The organism is Paraburkholderia sp. GAS348, from assembly GCF_050434205.1.
Classification (GTDB): domain Bacteria; phylum Pseudomonadota; class Gammaproteobacteria; order Burkholderiales; family Burkholderiaceae; genus Paraburkholderia.
The window spans coordinates 110,517-126,552 of sequence record NZ_JBNPVT010000016.1 but is presented as its reverse complement, the minus strand read 5'-3'; the positions used below and the strand labels follow the sequence as shown (position 1 = coordinate 126,552).

The 16,036-nt window shown below is 61.9% G+C and carries 15 protein-coding genes and 1 pseudogene; 11 read left to right on the top strand and 5 right to left on the bottom strand.

What is annotated here, in order from left to right; genetic code table 11:
* Positions 1 to 172: 172 nt before the first annotated feature.
* Positions 173 to 1,054 (bottom strand): isocitrate lyase/PEP mutase family protein, encoded by an 882-nt coding sequence (locus P3T22_RS23790; protein ID WP_063499252.1) that lies wholly within the window; start codon positions 1,052 to 1,054, stop codon positions 173 to 175.
* 171 nt (positions 1,055 to 1,225) lie between these two features.
* On the opposite strand from P3T22_RS23790, the gene prpR reads away from it, so the two are divergent.
* The 4 genes from prpR to P3T22_RS23770 all read left to right on the top strand — a co-directional run bounded on the left by prpR (position 1,226) and on the right by P3T22_RS23770 (position 7,197).
* On the top strand, positions 1,226 to 3,223 hold the full coding sequence (prpR, locus tag P3T22_RS23785; RefSeq protein WP_429326305.1) for a propionate catabolism operon regulatory protein PrpR: 1,998 nt from the start codon (positions 1,226 to 1,228) through the stop codon (positions 3,221 to 3,223).
* 148 nt (positions 3,224 to 3,371) lie between these two features.
* The gene (gene ahpC, locus P3T22_RS23780; RefSeq protein ID WP_063499251.1) at positions 3,372 to 3,935 is read left to right on the top strand and encodes an alkyl hydroperoxide reductase subunit C; all 564 of its coding nucleotides are present in this window, start codon (positions 3,372 to 3,374) and stop codon (positions 3,933 to 3,935) included.
* A 152-nt stretch (positions 3,936 to 4,087) separates the two neighbouring features.
* Positions 4,088 to 5,680 carry an alkyl hydroperoxide reductase subunit F gene (ahpF, locus tag P3T22_RS23775; RefSeq protein ID WP_429326304.1) on the top strand — a complete coding sequence of 531 codons (1,593 nt, stop codon included), beginning with the start codon at positions 4,088 to 4,090 and terminating at the stop codon, positions 5,678 to 5,680.
* Positions 5,681 to 6,042: 362 nt separating this feature from the next.
* On the top strand, positions 6,043 to 7,197 hold the full coding sequence (locus tag P3T22_RS23770; RefSeq protein WP_429326303.1) for an alkane 1-monooxygenase: 1,155 nt from the start codon (positions 6,043 to 6,045) through the stop codon (positions 7,195 to 7,197).
* A gap of 88 nt (positions 7,198 to 7,285) precedes the next feature.
* Here P3T22_RS23770 and P3T22_RS23765 read toward each other — a convergent pair whose 3' ends face one another.
* Both P3T22_RS23765 and P3T22_RS23760 read right to left on the bottom strand, forming a co-directional pair.
* The gene (locus P3T22_RS23765) at positions 7,286 to 7,699 is read right to left on the bottom strand and encodes a DoxX family protein (RefSeq protein WP_063499248.1); all 414 of its coding nucleotides are present in this window, start codon (positions 7,697 to 7,699) and stop codon (positions 7,286 to 7,288) included.
* A gap of 97 nt (positions 7,700 to 7,796) precedes the next feature.
* Entirely contained in the window at positions 7,797 to 8,522 is a 726-nt protein-coding gene (locus tag P3T22_RS23760) for a pirin family protein (RefSeq protein ID WP_063499247.1), read from the bottom strand.
* A 135-nt stretch (positions 8,523 to 8,657) separates the two neighbouring features.
* On the opposite strand from P3T22_RS23760, the gene P3T22_RS23755 reads away from it, so the two are divergent.
* From P3T22_RS23755 to P3T22_RS23740, 4 genes are all read left to right on the top strand, one after another.
* Positions 8,658 to 9,536, top strand: a complete 879-nt coding sequence (locus P3T22_RS23755; protein WP_429326302.1) for a LysR family transcriptional regulator — start codon at positions 8,658 to 8,660, stop codon at positions 9,534 to 9,536.
* Positions 9,537 to 9,756: 220 nt separating this feature from the next.
* The gene (gene msrB / locus P3T22_RS23750) at positions 9,757 to 10,278 is read left to right on the top strand and encodes a peptide-methionine (R)-S-oxide reductase MsrB (protein ID WP_063499242.1); all 522 of its coding nucleotides are present in this window, start codon (positions 9,757 to 9,759) and stop codon (positions 10,276 to 10,278) included.
* A 19-nt stretch (positions 10,279 to 10,297) separates the two neighbouring features.
* Positions 10,298 to 11,041, top strand: coding sequence for a peptide-methionine (S)-S-oxide reductase MsrA (msrA, locus tag P3T22_RS23745; RefSeq protein WP_429326301.1), 744 nt, complete (start codon positions 10,298 to 10,300; stop codon positions 11,039 to 11,041).
* Positions 11,042 to 11,439: 398 nt separating this feature from the next.
* A complete protein-coding gene (locus P3T22_RS23740; RefSeq protein WP_063499240.1) occupies positions 11,440 to 12,336 on the top strand; it encodes a MipA/OmpV family protein in 897 nt (298 codons plus the stop codon).
* A gap of 64 nt (positions 12,337 to 12,400) precedes the next feature.
* Here the strand turns inward: P3T22_RS23740 and P3T22_RS23735 are convergent.
* Positions 12,401 to 12,580 (bottom strand): annotated as a pseudogene (locus P3T22_RS23735) (LysR family transcriptional regulator); the annotation flags it as partial.
* The gene (locus tag P3T22_RS23730; RefSeq protein WP_162493831.1) at positions 12,550 to 12,669 is read right to left on the bottom strand and encodes a helix-turn-helix domain-containing protein; all 120 of its coding nucleotides are present in this window, start codon (positions 12,667 to 12,669) and stop codon (positions 12,550 to 12,552) included. The pseudogene P3T22_RS23735 and the gene P3T22_RS23730, both read right to left, overlap by 31 nt.
* A gap of 216 nt (positions 12,670 to 12,885) precedes the next feature.
* Between P3T22_RS23730 and P3T22_RS23725 the strand changes: the two genes are divergently transcribed.
* The 3 genes from P3T22_RS23725 (at position 12,886) to P3T22_RS23715 (ending at position 16,020) form a co-directional block, all read left to right on the top strand.
* Positions 12,886 to 14,085, top strand: coding sequence for an amino acid aminotransferase (locus tag P3T22_RS23725; protein WP_429326300.1), 1,200 nt, complete (start codon positions 12,886 to 12,888; stop codon positions 14,083 to 14,085).
* Between the two features lie 86 nt (positions 14,086 to 14,171).
* Positions 14,172 to 14,963, top strand: a complete 792-nt coding sequence (locus tag P3T22_RS23720; RefSeq protein ID WP_063499237.1) for a class II aldolase/adducin family protein — start codon at positions 14,172 to 14,174, stop codon at positions 14,961 to 14,963.
* Positions 14,964 to 15,027: 64 nt separating this feature from the next.
* Positions 15,028 to 16,020, top strand: a complete 993-nt coding sequence (locus tag P3T22_RS23715; protein ID WP_429326299.1) for a 2-dehydropantoate 2-reductase — start codon at positions 15,028 to 15,030, stop codon at positions 16,018 to 16,020.
* Positions 16,021 to 16,036: the final 16 nt, after the last annotated feature.

The window sequence follows — 16,036 nt, the reverse complement described above, 5'->3', positions numbered from 1 at the left end:
CCGCTTGTACCGCCGAGGATCGCAATGGTCAGTGCGTAAGGCAAGCCGACGACACGGCGGTGTTGACGGTATCAACGCCGTGTTCGCGGCTCGTTTCGGTTGCAAAAGGCCTCTGGTCTCCCGCTTTCAGGTCGTGATGGACTTGCGCACCGTCTCGCGCTGTCCATGTGGCTCAGTCCTTCGCCGCGTATTCCCGATCGAGTTTGTCATACAGCGGTTTGTTCACAAGGCGCTGGCGTTCGCTGAACGGCGCGACTAGCGTCGCGTCTTCATCGAGGCGGCCATTGCTCTTCAACGTACCGAGCGCGCGCTGCATGCCGAGCACCGCGCCTTGCAGTGCCGCGTTCGCATACAGGACGATCCCGTAGCCAAGTTTGGCGAGCGCTTCGCGCGATTGCACCGGCGTCTTGCCGCCGATCACGATGTTGATCAGTTGCGGCTTGTCGAACAGCGACGGCAAACGCTCGATGTCGGCAAGCGATTCGGTCGCTTCGATAAACAGAATGTCCGCGCCGGCCTCGATGAAGCGATGGCCGCGTTCGATCGCGTCTTCGATGCCGTGGACCGCGGCCGAATCGGTGCGCGCCATGATCTGCAGATTGCCGTCTTCGCGCGCATCGACTGCCGCGCGGATCTTGCCGACCATCTCGCTTGTGCTGACCACTTCCTTGCCGGCGAAGTGGCCGCATTTCTTAGGCATGATCTGGTCTTCGAACTGGATCACGTCGGCACCGCTGCGCTCGAGCACGCGCACGGTCTGGCGCACGTTCAGCGCGTTGCCGAAGCCGGTGTCGGCGTCGACGATCAGCGGCAGCGCGACCGCGTCGCGAATCCGCGCGCAATGCTCGGCGACTTCGGCAAGGCCGATGAAGCCGAGATCGGGCAGGCCGAGCGACATGTTGGTGACGCCCGCGCCCGTGATGTAGATCGCTTCGAAGCCGGCGTCTTCGATCACGCGCGCACTCATTGCGTTGAAGGCGCCCGGCACGAGCAGGCCCTGGCGTTGGTTGACTTTGGCGCGGAAGTTGGCGCGGCGGGTAGCGGAAGTGGTCATGACTGTATATCTCCAGATAGGGAAGCGAGTAATAGAACGCTGACTCGAATTTGCAGGAAGCATGCCATTCGCGGGCTCTCAGGATTTGTGCCGAGCAATCAGCAGGTTAGGCGAAAAGAGAACGGTGACGCGGTTCATGGCAGAATACTGGAACGTTCCATGAAACGTTTCATGAAACGTTCCAGTCACGAGCGGAGCGTTGCGGTGCCCACTTTCACGTCGTCCCTTGCCAATCCCCATCCCGGCCGCCCAGGCGTTGCCTTGGTCAGTATCAGCCGCTTGCAATCGCTTTGCGAGACAGTCGCGCCGCGTTACACCGGGCGAGCCCGGTTCTTTTCGGTCCGGGAAGGTTACGGTGCCGCCGTCACGGCCCTGCAGGCCTATGTGGACGCGGGTTCGGTCGATGTCGTGCTGGCAGCCGGATCGAACGGCGCCTACCTGCGCGACAACCTGAGCGTGCCGGTGGTGATGGTCAAGGTGAACGGCTTCGACGTGCTGAGCGCAATCACCCGCGCCACGACGACCTGGCCTGGCGCGCAGATCGGTCTTGTCCTGCACGAAACCATCTCGCACGAACTCGCGGACCTGAGCGCGTGGCTGAACGTCGGCCTGAAACAGCGCGCCTACCGCTCGGTCGACGAAGTGCGGCTCGCGGTCGCCGGCCTCGCAGCAGAGGGCTGCAGCGTCATCATCGGTCCCGGCATGGCCTGCGATTTTGCCCAGCAAGCCGGTCTGGAGAGCGTCTTCCTGTACTCGCTGGGCGCGGTCGAAGAAGCGTTCGAACGCTCGGTCGAGCTGGCGCGCGTGAGCCGCCAGAAGGAATCGAAGCGGGTACGCCTGAATACGATCGTCGCCCATTTGCGCGACGGCGTGGCCGCCTTCGACGACGCCGGTCGGCTCGAAGCAGTCAATCCGGCGATGCTCGATCTGCTCGGACTCGACCGCGAACAGGACGTCCCGGCCCAATTGACGCGCGCCATTGGCCCGTTGCTGCGCGAGACGCTCGGGCACGACATGCCGGTTGAGGAGCGTATCGAGCAGATCGGCGGCCGCGCGCTGATCGTCAACTGTGTGCCGATCGTCGAGCAGGGCTTGCGTTCCGGCTCGGTGGTCACGGTGCAGGACGCGCTGGTCGCGCAGCGGATCGACCGCTCGCTGCGTACCAGCCAGCGGCCGAAGCATCTGGTCGCGCGGCACCATCTGGACGACCTGGTCGGCAGCTCGGCGGCACTCGAGCGGGTGCGGCGGCTTGCGCGCGCGGGCGCGGCTCACGATGCCACCGTGCTGTTGAGCGGGGAAAGCGGCACCGGCAAGGAACTGGTCGCGCAGGGCATCCACAATGCCAGCCGGCGGCGCGGCAATCCGTTTGTCGCCTTCAATTGCGCGGCGCTCCCTGAAGGGCTGATCGAAAGCGAACTGTTCGGTCATGAGGAAGGCGCGTTCACCGGCGCGCGCCGGGGCGGCAAGCCGGGCCTCTTCGAAATCGCGCACACCGGCACGATTTTTCTCGACGAAATCGGCGAGATGCCGGCAGCGCTGCAAAGCCGGCTGCTGCGGGTGTTGCAGGAGCGTGAGGTCATGAAGCTCGGCTCCGGGCGCGCGACCCCCGTCGACGTGCGGGTGATTGCCGCCACGCATCGCGATCTGCACGCGCTGGTCGAGCAGGGCGTGTTTCGCGCGGATCTGTATTTTCGGCTGAATCTGCTCCAGATAGAATTGCCGCCGCTGCGCGAAAGACGCGGCGACATCGCGCAACTGGCGCGGCATTTGTTGAACCGCAGCGCGCTCCAATACGGGCTGTCGGGTGCCGCGCTCGAGCGGGTGCTGGCGTTCCTCACGCCTTTGTTCGAGCACTATGCGTGGCCAGGCAATGTGCGGGAGCTGGAAAATCTGCTGGCGCGCGCCGCGATTTATCTGAGCGATTCGGCCGCCGAGGGCTGGCAGGACCTACAGACGGTGTTTCCGGAATTCGGGCGGATGCGGCAGACGGCCACGGACGTGCATGACGCCATGGCTCACGCCCACGCCGCCGGCGACGCCTCAGGCCGTCGCTCACCCACCCGCGAGGATGTCATACGCGCTCTCGAACAGGCCGGCGGCAATCGCGCTGCGGCAAGCCGGGCGTTGGGAATCGGCCGCACAACCCTTTGGCGGCTCATGAGGGACTGACCCGAGGATTGGTGCGGTGCAATAGCCATCGGTAGCCGTTATAATAGCGACAAACTATTGTCATAATTAAAACACACCACTTTACCTATTAAGTAACGTCTGACATACTGACTCCACTTTCCAACCACTCCGAAAGAGGACTCAGTAAATGCCGATCATCAACAGTCAAGTCAAACCGTTCAAGGCACAGGCTTATCACAATGGCGATTTCCAGACCGTCACTGAAGAGAGCCTGAAGGGCAAGTGGTCGGTTTTCGTTTTCTACCCGGCTGACTTCACGTTTGTCTGCCCGACCGAACTGGGTGACCTGGCCGATCGTTACGCCGAATTCAAGAAGCTCGGCGTCGAAATCTACAGCGTGTCGACCGATACGCACTTCACGCACAAGGCATGGCACGACACGTCGGACACGATCCAGAAGATCAAGTACCCGATGCTCGCTGACCCGACGCTGGCAATCTCGCGCAACTTCGACGTGCTGATCGAAGAAGAAGGTCTGGCACTGCGCGGCACGTTCGTGATCAACCCGGAAGGCGAGATCAAGCTGGCCGAAATTCACGACAACGGCATTGGCCGTGACGCTGGCGAACTGCTGCGCAAGGTTCAAGCTGCGCAATACATCGCGGCTCACCCGGGTGAAGTTTGCCCCGCCAAGTGGACGCCGGGCGCTGAAACGCTGACCCCGTCGCTCGACCTGATCGGCAAGATCTAAGGTCTAAAAGCCTCTCGCAATAAGCGCCTCACGGCGCACCGCCGTGCGAACCGCTTCTTACAGCGGTTCGCGCGTCCCCGGGCTGCGCGCCTTCTATCCGGATGCGCGCGGCACCCGGGATCCAACACCCCACGTCACGGAATCGAATAGCCATGCTGGACGCCAATCTCAAGACTCAGTTGAAATCCTACCTCGAAAAGGTTAGCAGGCCTATCGAGATCGTCGCCTCGCTCGACGACAGCGCGAAATCGCAAGAGCTGCTGGCATTGCTGAACGATATCGGGACATTGTCGGAACGCGTCGCCGTGATCGAACGTCGCGGCGACAGCGAGCGCAAACCGTCGTTTTCGATCGGCGAGCCGGGTAAGGAAACGGGCATCCGTTTCGCCGGCATTCCGATGGGGCATGAATTCACGTCGCTCGTCCTCGCGCTTTTGCAGGTCGGCGGCCATCCGGTCAAGCTCGACGATGCGGTGATCGAACAGATCCGCAGCCTCGACGGCGACTATCAATTCGAAACGTATTTTTCGCTGTCGTGTCAGAACTGCCCGGAAGTCGTGCAGGCACTGAACGTGATGGCGCTGATCAACCCGCGCATCCGCCACGTGGCGATCGACGGCGCGCTGTTCCAGAACGAAGTCGAAGCGCGCCAGATCATGGCGGTACCGACCATGTTCATGAACGGCGAAGTGTTCGGCCAGGGCCGCAGCGGTGTGAAGGAAATCCTCGCGAAGCTCGACACCAATGCCGGTGCGCGAGCGGCCAGGGAACTGGAAAAGAAGCCGGTGTTCGATACGCTGATCGTCGGCGGCGGTCCTGCGGGCGCGGCGGCTGCGATTTACTCGGCGCGTAAGGGTATCGCGACGGGTGTCGTGGCGGAGCGCTTCGGCGGCCAGGTGCTCGATACGCTGGCGATCGAGAACTTCGTCTCCGTGACGGAAACGGAGGGGCCGAAGTTCGCCACGGCGCTTGAACAGCACGTGAAGTGCTACGAAGTCGACATCATGGACGTGCAGCGCGCTGAAGCGCTGATCCCGGGCCGCATCAACGAGGTGCGTCTGGCGAACGGCGCGGTGCTGAAGGCGAAGACCATCATTCTGGCGACCGGTGCCCGCTGGCGCGAAATCAATGTGCCGGGCGAGCGCGAGTACCGTAACCACGGCGTGGCGTACTGCCCGCATTGCGATGGTCCGCTGTTCAAGGGCAAGCGCGTTGCGGTGATCGGCGGCGGCAACTCGGGCGTCGAAGCGGCGATCGATCTCGCGGGTATCGTGCGTGAAGTCACGCTGTTCGAATTCGGCGCACAACTGCGTGCCGACGAAGTGCTGCAACGCAAGCTGCGCAGCCTCGCCAATGTGACGATCGTCACGCAGGCGCAGACCACGGAAATCACCGGCGACGGCAAGAAGGTCAACGGTCTGGTCTACAAGGACTTGCGTTCGGGCGAAACGAAGAACATCGAACTCGAAGGCGTGTTCGTGCAGATCGGTCTCGTGCCGAACACCGAATGGCTGAAGGGCACGGTCGAATTGTCGAAGCACGGCGAGATCGTCGTCGATGCACGCGGCGCGACTTCGGTGCCGGGTGTGTTCGCCGCCGGCGACGTGACCACGGTTCCGTTCAAGCAGATCGTGATTGCAGTGGGCGAGGGCGCGAAGGCATCGCTCTCCGCCTTCGATCATCTGATTCGCCGCAGTGATGCAGAGGAAGTGGTGAGCGAAGCGGAAGCCGAAGCGACAGTTTGATGTGCTGCTTATGTGAGTAATGGACGGCGGCCTTCGGGCCGCCGTTTTTGTTTATGGCGGGACCGGACCCGCGTCAATGCGGGCTTGATCATTCGGTGATTTCCGCTGAACGCGGAGCCCATGCCCCGAAGTGCACTGCAGCAAATTGGCAAACACCCGTTTCATTCACCCGCTCGACGCCCACCCCCGCTGCCGCACCCACGGCCCCTTTGTTTGGAGCCTCCCACCTGGGCCAATTCCTTGGCTATCTCGCCCGTCTGGCCATATAAATCTGGGAGCCGGGCAAGGTCCCGCCGGCATGCGTACTGGCCAGCAAGCACCAGCTTGCCGATACCAGGCGACATAAAACAAGGAGGGAGACAATGGCAACATCGCAAGCGGCCCCCGCTCGGTGGGTCGACGGCAAGCGCTATCTGTGGCTGCTCGGTGCGCTGACTATCACCTTGCCGCTGCACGCCGCCAATCTGGCGTTGCAGACCGGCTGGCATATTTTCTGGTGGTTCGGGCCGATTTTCGTGTTCGGCATTATTCCAGTGCTCGATTATCTGATCGGTGACGATCCGAGCAATCCACCCGAGGAAGTCGTCCCCAAGCTCGAACGGGAGCGCTATTACCGCCGGGTGGTCTATCTCGCCACCTTCATCGAGTACGTGTCGTTCTTCGGCGCGCTGTGGATCGTCGGCACGCACACCCTGACGTGGTACGACTATCTCGGCTTTGCGCTATCGCTGGGCGCGGCGACCGGCGTGTCGATCAACACCGCGCACGAGCTCGGCCACAAGACCGATGGCTTCGAGCGATGGCTCGCCAAGATCACGCTGGCGCCGGTCGCCTACGGTCATTTCTTCGTCGAACACAATCGTGGACACCATGTGCGCGTGGCTACGCCGCCCGATCCGGCGAGCGCGCGCTACGGCGAGTCGTTCTGGCGTTTTCTGCCACGCACGGTGTTCGGCAGCATCGCGTCGGCGTGGCGCCTCGAGAAACATCGGCTCGAACGCCTCGGCAAGTCGCCCTGGACATGGCGCAATGAAGTCCTGCACGCGTGGGCCATGACGGCGGTGCTGTGGGGCGCGATGATCGTGCTGTTCGGCAAAACGGCGATTCCGTTTCTGCTGATTCAGGCGGCGTACGGCGCTTCGCTGCTCGAAGTGGTCAATTATCTGGAGCACTACGGGCTCGGCCGTCAGCAACTCGCGAGCGGCCGTTATGAGCGTTGCCAGCCGCAGCACTCGTGGAATAGCAATCGCATCGTGACGAATCTGTTTCTGTACCAGTTGCAGCGTCACGCCGATCATCATGCGAATCCGACGCGTTCTTATCAGGCGCTGCGTCATTTCGACGGCGCGCCGCAATTGCCGTCCGGTTACGCGACGATGATCATGCTCGCGTATGTGCCGCCACTGTGGTTTCGCGTGATGAACCCGCGTGTGGTCGCGCATTATCAAGGCAATATGGCGCAGTCGAATATCCGGCCGGCGATTCGTGAGCGCGTGTTGGCGCAGTTTGCCGGCTAGCGTGCATTGCTTCATGCAAAGAAAAATCCGCCTGGACAATACCGGGCGGATTTTTTGTGGAACTTATCGAATACCCGCGGTGCAGCGCTTAACGCCGGTCGAGCGAATACTTGCCGGGCCCGGTCACGCACAACAGGAACAAGCCACCCATGATGCTGAGGTTCTTGTAGAAGTTGATCATGTTTTCGTACTGCATCGCACCCGTCATGTTCCAGTAGTGGTGGCCGATGATCGCAGTGGCCAGCGTATAGATTCCAAGCAGCAGCGCAAGCGGCCGCGTATAGAAGCCCACCACCAGCGCAATGCCCACCACGAACTCCATCACCACGGCGATGATCGCCGACAACTCCGGAATTGGCGCGCCGCTCGACGTCATATAAGCGACGGTGCCGGAAAAACCGGTCAGCTTCGACCAGCCGAACATCACGAACAGCACCATCAACAGGATGCGGGCGACGAGAATGCCTGCGTCTTTCTGGTTTTCAAATAGCGTATAGCGCATGATTTTTCTCAAAAGGTAAGGAAGGGTGCGGCTCGCTGCAAACCATGCCGCGAGCCACGCTTAAAGCCGGCCAGATCTATCGGCAGGATGGAGCCGCTTAAGCCCACAACTCCGACACTTCGATGTTACGCAGATCGAACACCAACACCTCCGCGTCGTGACCTTGCGTGAAGGTCAGGGCTTCTTCGCCGCGGACCCGGGCGCCGTCGCCTTCGCCAAGCTCGACGCCGTTCACCGTGACGCTGCCGCGCGCCACCTGAATATAAGCATAGCGATCGCTGGCCAGTTCGAGACGTGCAGTTTCGTCGCCATCGAAGAGACCGGCATAAACCCGCGCATCCTGTTGCAGCTCCAGCGAGCCGTCCGCACCGTCCGGTGACAACACGAGGCGCAACACGCCGCGCTTCTCGTCCACACCAAAGTGACGTTGCTGATAGCGCGGCGCGGTGCCGTTCCGCGCCGGTGCAATCCAGATTTGCATGAAGTGCACGGGCTCGCTCTTCGAATGGTTGTATTCGCTATGCGCGACGCCGGTGCCAGCGCTCATCAGCTGAATGTCGCCAGGCACGATCACCGAGCCGGTCCCCATCGTGTCCTTATGCTCCAGGGCGCCTTCCAGCACGTACGAAAAGATCTCCATGTCGCGGTGCGGGTGCTTGCCGAAACCTTGGGCTGGTGCGACACGGTCGTCGTTGATCACGAGCAGGTCGGAAAAACCGTTCTGCTTCTGATCGTGATAGCTCGCGAAAGAAAACGTATGACGCGAACTGAGCCAGCCGTGCTCCGCACGGCCGCGTTGATTGGCGTGTCTGATATCGAGCATCGTATTTCTCCTTGGTTCTGTTTTGCGATCCGGCCAGAAGTTTGTCCGCGATCCATGAACGACAGTGTAGGTCAATCAGGGTGGCTATAATCGGATGAGAACAAGAAACACTGTCTCGTTTGGGTGGACAATATAATGCAACTTGATGACATGCGGATCTTCGTCGCCACGGTCGACGCCCATAACTTCACCGCGGCGGCAAAGCGGCTAGCGCTGTCGAAGCAGTTCGTCAGCCGGCGCGTAATGGCGCTGGAAGAGGCGCTCGGCGTGCAACTGCTGATCCGCAATACCCGCAAGCTGGCGGTGACCGAGCTGGGCCAGGAGTTCTATGAGCGTGCGCGGCGCATTCTCGGCGAGGTCGAAGACGCCGAACAGGCCATGTCGCTGCGCCGCGCCGGGCCGCGTGGGTTGTTGCGGGTCAGCGCGCCGATGTCGTTCGGGATGATGCATCTGTCGCCATTGGTGGCGAGCTTCCTGCGCGAGCATGGCGATGTGCGCTTCGATATGGAGCTGAGCGATCGCACCGTCGACGTGGTGGGCGAGGGCTTCGATATGGCGATCCGGATCGGCACGTTGCCGGATTCCACGCTGATCGCGCAGAAGCTTGTCGATGTCAGGATGGTGGTGTGTTGTAGTCCGGGGTATGTGCGGCGGCGTGGGGCGCCGCTTCATCCCGCCGATCTGGCGCGGCATTCTTGCCTGTTGTATGGGCATGGCGGGGTGGTGAGTTGGGATTTTGTGGTTGATGGAGTTTCGAAGGGGGTTGAAGTGCATGGGCCGCTGCGGGCTAATAATGGGGAGCTGATTCGCGATGCGGCGGTCGCTGGGCTGGGGATTGTTCGGCTTCCTGAGTTTATTGTTGATGATGCGATTGGCAGCGGCCTGCTCGTGATGGTGTTGGAAGAGTTTCTGCCTACGGCGGCTACTGTCTATGCTGTCTATCCGCAGCATCGGCAGAGCTCGGTCACGATTCGGGCTTTTGTGGCGTTTTTAAGTGAGAGGTTGAGGGTTTGATCGCAGCACTAGGGCCGGTAACGCTGCAACAATAAGAAAGGCGCGAAACTTCTCGTACCTTTCTTTATAGCGGCGGCGCTGGAAACTTAAGCCATGACGTAAAAAGACGCGCATGCTGTCATAAATCCCCTTGCTGGCCGACTAAGTGTCAGGACCACTCGCGGGCGGCGCCATCAGCGCCTGAACGGGTGAACGGTACGGACTTTCCGGGACGATCATCATGGCTTGCAGCAGACGGAGTTTCTTCAGGTTAATCGGCGCGGCGTCGCTCGCCGGCAGCACCGCGGCATGGCGCACTGCACGCGCGGCGGGTATGAGTGCCGCAGGCGCCGCGGCGGCCTACGAGGTCGTGCACAGCGACGCCGAATGGCACAAGCTCCTGACGGACGCGCAGTACCGCGTGCTGCGCGAAGCGGGCACGGAGCGGCCATTCAGCAGCCCGCTGAACGACGAGCACCGCGCCGGCACATTCGCGTGCGCCGGTTGCGCACTGCCGCTGTTTTCGTCAACGACGAAATTCGATAGCGGCACCGGCTGGCCGAGTTTCTGGCAGCCGCTGGATCACGCGGTCATCACGCATACCGACAAGTCGTTCGGCATGACGCGCGACGAAGTGCTGTGCCGGCGCTGCGGCAGCCATCTGGGTCACGTATTCGACGACGGCCCCAAACCGACCGGCCTGCGCTATTGCATGAACGGCCTCGCTTTAACATTCACGCCCGCCTCGCGCGGCACGAGCTGATCGAATCAGGACGAACATCATGAACATCGAGAAACGCATCATTGGCAAACCGTCCCGCTCACGCGGAGCGGCCATCGCACTGTCGGTCGGGCTCGGCGCGCTGGCGCTGCTGCTGGCGCAGCGCGTGGCATTCTCGTCGGAAGCCGGGGTTATGATTGCGCCCCCCGCACTCGACGAGCCGATCTCCGCCACGACCGCGCACGAAGAAACCGCCGTGTTCGCGGGCGGCTGCTTCTGGGGCGTGCAGGGCGTGTTCCAGCACGTGCGAGGCGTCACAAAGGCGGTGTCGGGTTATTCAGGCGGCCAGCGCGACACCGCGCAGTACGAAACCGTTAGTGGCGGCGACACCGGCCATGCGGAATCCGTGCAGGTCACGTTCGACCCCACCAAGGTCACCTACGGGCAGTTGTTGCAGATCTACTTCTCGGTGATTCAGGATCCGACCGAGTTGAACCGGCAGGGGCCGGACAGCGGCACGCAATACCGTTCGGCAGTGTTCCCGCTGAACGACACGCAGCGGCATATCGCGCAAAGTTACATCGCGCAACTCGATAAGGCACACGCCTTCCCGGCGGCGATCGTCACGAAAACCGAGCCGTTCAAGGGTTTCTATCCTGCCGAGTCCTACCATCAGAACTACCTGACGTTGCATCCGAACTCCGCGTATATCGCAATCAACGACATGCCGAAGGTCGCCAACCTGAAGCGCCTGTTTCCGAATCTCTATCGCGACAAGCCTGTGCTGGTCGAAGCGGGGCAATAAAGCGGCAATCTCCCTGTTTCGGCGTCGCATCGCGCGGCGCCGGACGTTTTTTTGTGGCTGTATTCTGCCTGTCACCACCGCCACGGCGCGCTTGCCTGCGTCCGTCGGTCTGTCCTTGCGTTGTTCCGATCCGAGCCGGCTCTCCGGCGACCTGGCCCGCATTTTGCAAAGGAGCGTGCGTCGGCAAATCTTTCGCACGTCTCTGTTCGTACCAATGCCCAATTTATGGGGCGGCATCGGGTTCGGATAATGCATTTTGTCGGGCAATGCGTGTCGTCTGCTGAAAGAATTACATGCCGCGCGTAGCATTGCGCCGGTCGCCCGGAGGTTTGCAAACCATTGCGGACCTCGGGTGAGAACCCAACCCCCTTCGCGATACGCGAGAACGGAGGCTTCTGGTGTTGATCAGCCGTAGAAAGCGGATCGGCAAGATTCGCCATAAACAAACAAGCATCGCGGCAACATCTCTGGTCGCCGTGACCCTCGGCGGTATCGGCGTCTTGCCGGCTTCGGCCCTGGCCCAAACCCCTTCGCCGCTGGGCGAATGGCAGTACTCCGTGGGCATTCCGCTGCAGAAGATGTGGCAGCCGGAGATTCCGGAATGGCAGGTGCGCATCGGCGCGGCGGCGTCGTTCCAGCCGCGTTATGAGGGCTCCGACCGGTATCACGTGATGGCCGGTCCGAGCATCGACGTGCGCTATAAGGACCTGTTCTACTTTTCCAGCGGCGAAGGCCTTGGGGTCAACTTCGCGCAAGGGCAGAACTGGCGCGCGAGTCTCGGGGCCGTCTACGATCTCGGGCGTCGCGGCCATGACGATCCGGAGGAGCTGAACGGTCTCGGCAACATCAATCAGGCGCCAGGCGTCAAACTCTCTGGGGAATATGTCGTGTCGAAAGATTTCCCGCTCGTGCTGCGCGCCGACGTCCGGCGCTATTTCGGCGGCTCGAACGGCTGGATCGGCGATCTCGGCGCTTATCTGCCGATGCCGGGCAGCACGAAAAAATTCTTCTGGTTCGCGGGGCCGAACGTGACACTCGCGGACTCTAAGTACATGAACAGCTGGTACGGTGTGAATCAGAATCAGGCGGCGCACTCGCAATACTCGGAGTATCACGCGAGCGCCGGATTCAAGTCGGTGGGCTTCGGCATTAGTGCGGTGTGGCTGTTCGATAAGCACTGGTTTGCCACCGCCGACGGCGCATTTGAAGAACTGGTCGGCAGCGCGGGCAATAGTCCGATTACGCACAGCAGGGCCACCGGTGTGGCCGATATCTCAATCAACTATCGCTTCTGATGCGGCGTTTCTGTGTTTGAGTCTGGGGAGAACGTGCTGCGGTGACGTTGGGACGCAGGTGCGCCCGCGCATCGGCCTGCGTCTCACGATCCCAGCGCTTCAGCCACGGCATGATGAATTCCGCAAAACCGTCCGCAGGCGGTGACAGCGCACGTTCGGTCGAGCGATACACGCAAACCTCGCGGATCGTCTCGGGATCGACGATGCGTTTCATCACCAGCCCGAAGGTTCGCGCGAGCGGCGAAGCCGCTCCGCCGCCGCGCCGATACTGTGCAAATCGACGATGGCGAGAAACGCTTCGAACTGACGGATGGTGACGCGCGTGAGTGGCATCAGGCGATTCTAAAGAAAAACTTACTAATCGTGAAAAAACGATTGATTGCAGGCAGCTAGCCATTGGTCGACACTTGTCCTGGTCGACGCGAAGCGGGTAACGCGCTTAGACTTCCGTCTCGCCCACGCGGCTACGATCAGGCTGCAACGGCCCACATCCAGGGTATACGCAGGCCGCAGTCCAGCCACACGCGGGGCCCCACTCAAGGAATTGCCATGTTCGACCACATTCCCGCCTATCCGGGCGACCCGATCCTGAGCCTGAACGAGGATTTTCAACTCGATCCGCGGCCCAACAAGGTCAACCTGAGCATCGGCATCTATTTCGACGACGCCGGCAAGCTGCCGGTGATGGACGCCGTGCGGCGTGCCGAAACCGCGCTGCTCGGCGCGATCGGCCCGCGCTCCTACCTGCCGATGGCCGGTCTGCCGCTCTACCGCGACGCAGCACAGGCGCTGGTGTTCGGTGCCGACAGCGAAACGCGTGCAGCGGGCCGCATCGCGACCTTGCAGACCATCGGCGGCTCAGGCGCACTGAAAGTCGGCGCGGATTTTCTGAAGCGCTATTTCCCAGCCTCGCAGATATGGATCAGCGATCCGAGTTGGGAAAACCATCGCGTGGTGTTCGAAGGCGCGGGCCTCACGGTCAACACCTATCCCTATTACGACGAAAAGACCGGTGGCCTGCGTTTCGCCGACATGATCGAGACGATCGGCCGTTTGCCGGAACGGAGCATCGTGCTGCTGCACGCGTGCTGCCACAATCCGACCGGCGTCGACCTGAGCCCGGCGCAATGGGCGGAACTGGTGCCGGTATTGCAGCGCCGCAAGCTGATTGCGTTTGTCGACATGGCGTATCAAGGTTTCGGCGCGGGCCTCGAGGAGGACGCCGCCTGCGTGCGCCTGCTCGCCGATGCGGGTGTGCCGCTGATCGCCGCCAATTCGTTCTCGAAGAACTTCTCGCTGTACGGCGAGCGCTGCGGCGCGTTGAGCGTGGTGTGCAAGAGCAAGGAAGAGGCGGCGCGCGTGCTCGGTCAATTGATGTCGACGGTGCGCGCCAATTACAGCAATCCGCCGACGCATGGCGCGCGTCTCGTCGCCAATGTGCTGTCGGACGCTTCCTTACGTGCTTCGTGGGAAGCCGAGCTTGCCACCATGCGCGAACGGATTCTCGCCATGCGCGGCACGATTCACGAAGGCCTTGCCGGCCGCGTCGATGAAGTGATGCGCGCGCGTTACGTCGCGCAGCGCGGCATGTTCACGTACACGGGCTTGAGTGAAGCTCAGGTCGAGCGTTTGCGCAGCGAATACGCGGTGTATGTGCTGCGTTCGGGACGCATGTGTGTCGCAGGCTTGAATGCGCGCAATGCCGGCTATGTGGCGTCGTCGATCGCGGCGGTGGTGGCGGGCGCATAACGGCTTCGCATAGCGGCTGTTACTCGCAACGGCCGAACGTAGCCAACGACAGCGAACGTTCGCGAGCGATAACAACGGAGACCTTGATGACGACTCTTGAAATGCAGCCGGCGAGCCCGCCGAAGGCCGCCGCGATGCATCCGGACGAATGGCGCGCGCGCGTGCAACTGGCCGCGTGCTATCGCATCTTCGATATGCTCGGCTGGACCGAGATGATCTACAACCACATCACGTTGCGCGTGCCGGCGAGCGTGAGCGGCGGCGAGCGCCACTTCCTGATCAATCCATTTGGCCTGCACTACAGCGAAGTGACGGCGAGCAATCTCGTGAAGATCGACACACAAGGACGCGTGCTCGACAACTCGCCGTATCCGGTGAATCCCGCGGGTTTCGTCGTGCATGCGGCAATTCACGAAGGCTTGCCCGATGCGCACTGCGTGATGCACACGCACACCACGGCCGGCGTCGCGGTGGCATGCCTCGAAAACGGCTTGGAGCAAACCAACTTCTATAGCGCACAGTTGCATGACCGCATCGCGTATCACGACTTCGAAGGCATCACGGTGCATGCGGAAGAAGGGCCGCGTCTGCTCGAACATATCGGCGACAAACAGGCGGTGATCTTGCGCAACCATGGCCTGCTCGCATGGGGCCGCACGTTGCCGCAGACTTTCGCTATTCTGTGGACGCTCAACCGCGCATGCGAAATCCAGATGGCCACGTTCTCGATGGGCCGCGCGCGGCCGGTGCCGGAAGACGTGGCGATCCGCTGCTCGCGCGACTCGTTGCAGTTCGATCCGCGTCACGGTGGGGGGCAGGATGTGTTCGACGCGTTGGTGCGGCGCGTGGATCGCATCGACGCGAGCTATAAGGATTAATGCGAGGACTAGCGCGAAATATGAGGTGCGGATTGATCCCAGGATTAAAGCAAGGATTGAAGCGATGAAAGTAGCAATCTACGGTGCAGGCGCGATCGGCGGCTGGATGGGGGTGAAACTCGCGCAGGCCGGCCACGACGTGAGCGTGGTGGCGCGCGGCGCAACGCTCAGTGCCTTGCAGCAGCATGGCTTGCGTCTGATCGAAGGCGGCGTGACGCACACCTTGAAGGTGAAAGCGAGCGAACAGCCGGCGGATCTCGGCGTTCAGGATCTCGTCGTGGTGGCGGTCAAAGGTCCGGCAATGGCGTCGGTGGCCGCGCACATCGCGCCGCTGCTGAACCCGCAGACGACCGTGCTGACAGCGATGAACGGCGTGCCATGGTGGTTCTGCGACGGACTCGGCCGCGATTTCGCCGGCAAGCGGCTGAAGTCGATCGATCCTTACGGCGCGATCGCCGCTGCGATTCCGACCGTACAGACGGTGGGCTGCGTGGTGCATGCCAGCTGTCTGATCGAATCGCCTGGCGTCATCAGGCATCATCAGGGCAACGGGCTGATCGTCGGCGAGGCGTCGGGGCAACCGAGCGCACGCGTCAAAACGCTCACCGCCATGCTGGCCGCAGCAGGCTTCAATGCGTCGATGTCGAAGCAGATTCAGCGCGACGTCTGGTACAAGCTGTGGGGCAACATGACGATGAATCCGGTCAGCGCCATCACCGGCGCGACCACCGACCGGATTCTCAGCGACGAACTGGTGCGCAACTTCGTCACGAGCATCATGCTGGAAGCAAAGGAGATCGGCGCGCGCTTCGGTATTCCGATCGAGCAGGCGCCGGCGGATCGCCACGAGGTCACGCTCAAACTCGGCGCGATGAAAACCTCGATGCTGCAGGACGTGCAGGCGGGCAAGGCGGTCGAACTCGATGCGCTGGTGGCCGCGGTGCGTGAACTGGGGCAGCTTACCGATGTGCCGACGCCGTACACGGACGCGTTGCTTGGGCTTGCGCGCTTGCATGCGAGCACGTTGGGGTTGTATCCGCGGCAGTGTGCGCTCTGAATCGGTTGGGAATTGG

What these genes read in the sequence shown, in the direction of transcription:
- P3T22_RS23790 (WP_063499252.1), bottom strand. Translation starts at nt 1,054, where the DNA reads ATGACCACTTCCGCTACCCGCCGCGCCAACTTCCGCGCCAAAGTCAAC.
- prpR (WP_429326305.1), top strand. Translation starts at nt 1,226, where the DNA reads ATGAAACGTTCCAGTCACGAGCGGAGCGTTGCGGTGCCCACTTTCACG.
- ahpC (WP_063499251.1), top strand. Translation starts at nt 3,372, where the DNA reads ATGCCGATCATCAACAGTCAAGTCAAACCGTTCAAGGCACAGGCTTAT.
- ahpF (WP_429326304.1), top strand. Translation starts at nt 4,088, where the DNA reads ATGCTGGACGCCAATCTCAAGACTCAGTTGAAATCCTACCTCGAAAAG.
- P3T22_RS23770 (WP_429326303.1), top strand. Translation starts at nt 6,043, where the DNA reads ATGGCAACATCGCAAGCGGCCCCCGCTCGGTGGGTCGACGGCAAGCGC.
- P3T22_RS23765 (WP_063499248.1), bottom strand. Translation starts at nt 7,699, where the DNA reads ATGCGCTATACGCTATTTGAAAACCAGAAAGACGCAGGCATTCTCGTC.
- P3T22_RS23760 (WP_063499247.1), bottom strand. Translation starts at nt 8,522, where the DNA reads ATGCTCGATATCAGACACGCCAATCAACGCGGCCGTGCGGAGCACGGC.
- P3T22_RS23755 (WP_429326302.1), top strand. Translation starts at nt 8,658, where the DNA reads ATGCAACTTGATGACATGCGGATCTTCGTCGCCACGGTCGACGCCCAT.
- msrB (WP_063499242.1), top strand. Translation starts at nt 9,757, where the DNA reads ATGGCTTGCAGCAGACGGAGTTTCTTCAGGTTAATCGGCGCGGCGTCG.
- msrA (WP_429326301.1), top strand. Translation starts at nt 10,298, where the DNA reads ATGAACATCGAGAAACGCATCATTGGCAAACCGTCCCGCTCACGCGGA.
- P3T22_RS23730 (WP_162493831.1), bottom strand. Translation starts at nt 12,669, where the DNA reads ATGCCACTCACGCGCGTCACCATCCGTCAGTTCGAAGCGTTTCTCGCC.
- P3T22_RS23725 (WP_429326300.1), top strand. Translation starts at nt 12,886, where the DNA reads ATGTTCGACCACATTCCCGCCTATCCGGGCGACCCGATCCTGAGCCTG.
- P3T22_RS23720 (WP_063499237.1), top strand. Translation starts at nt 14,172, where the DNA reads ATGACGACTCTTGAAATGCAGCCGGCGAGCCCGCCGAAGGCCGCCGCG.
- P3T22_RS23715 (WP_429326299.1), top strand. Translation starts at nt 15,028, where the DNA reads ATGAAAGTAGCAATCTACGGTGCAGGCGCGATCGGCGGCTGGATGGGG.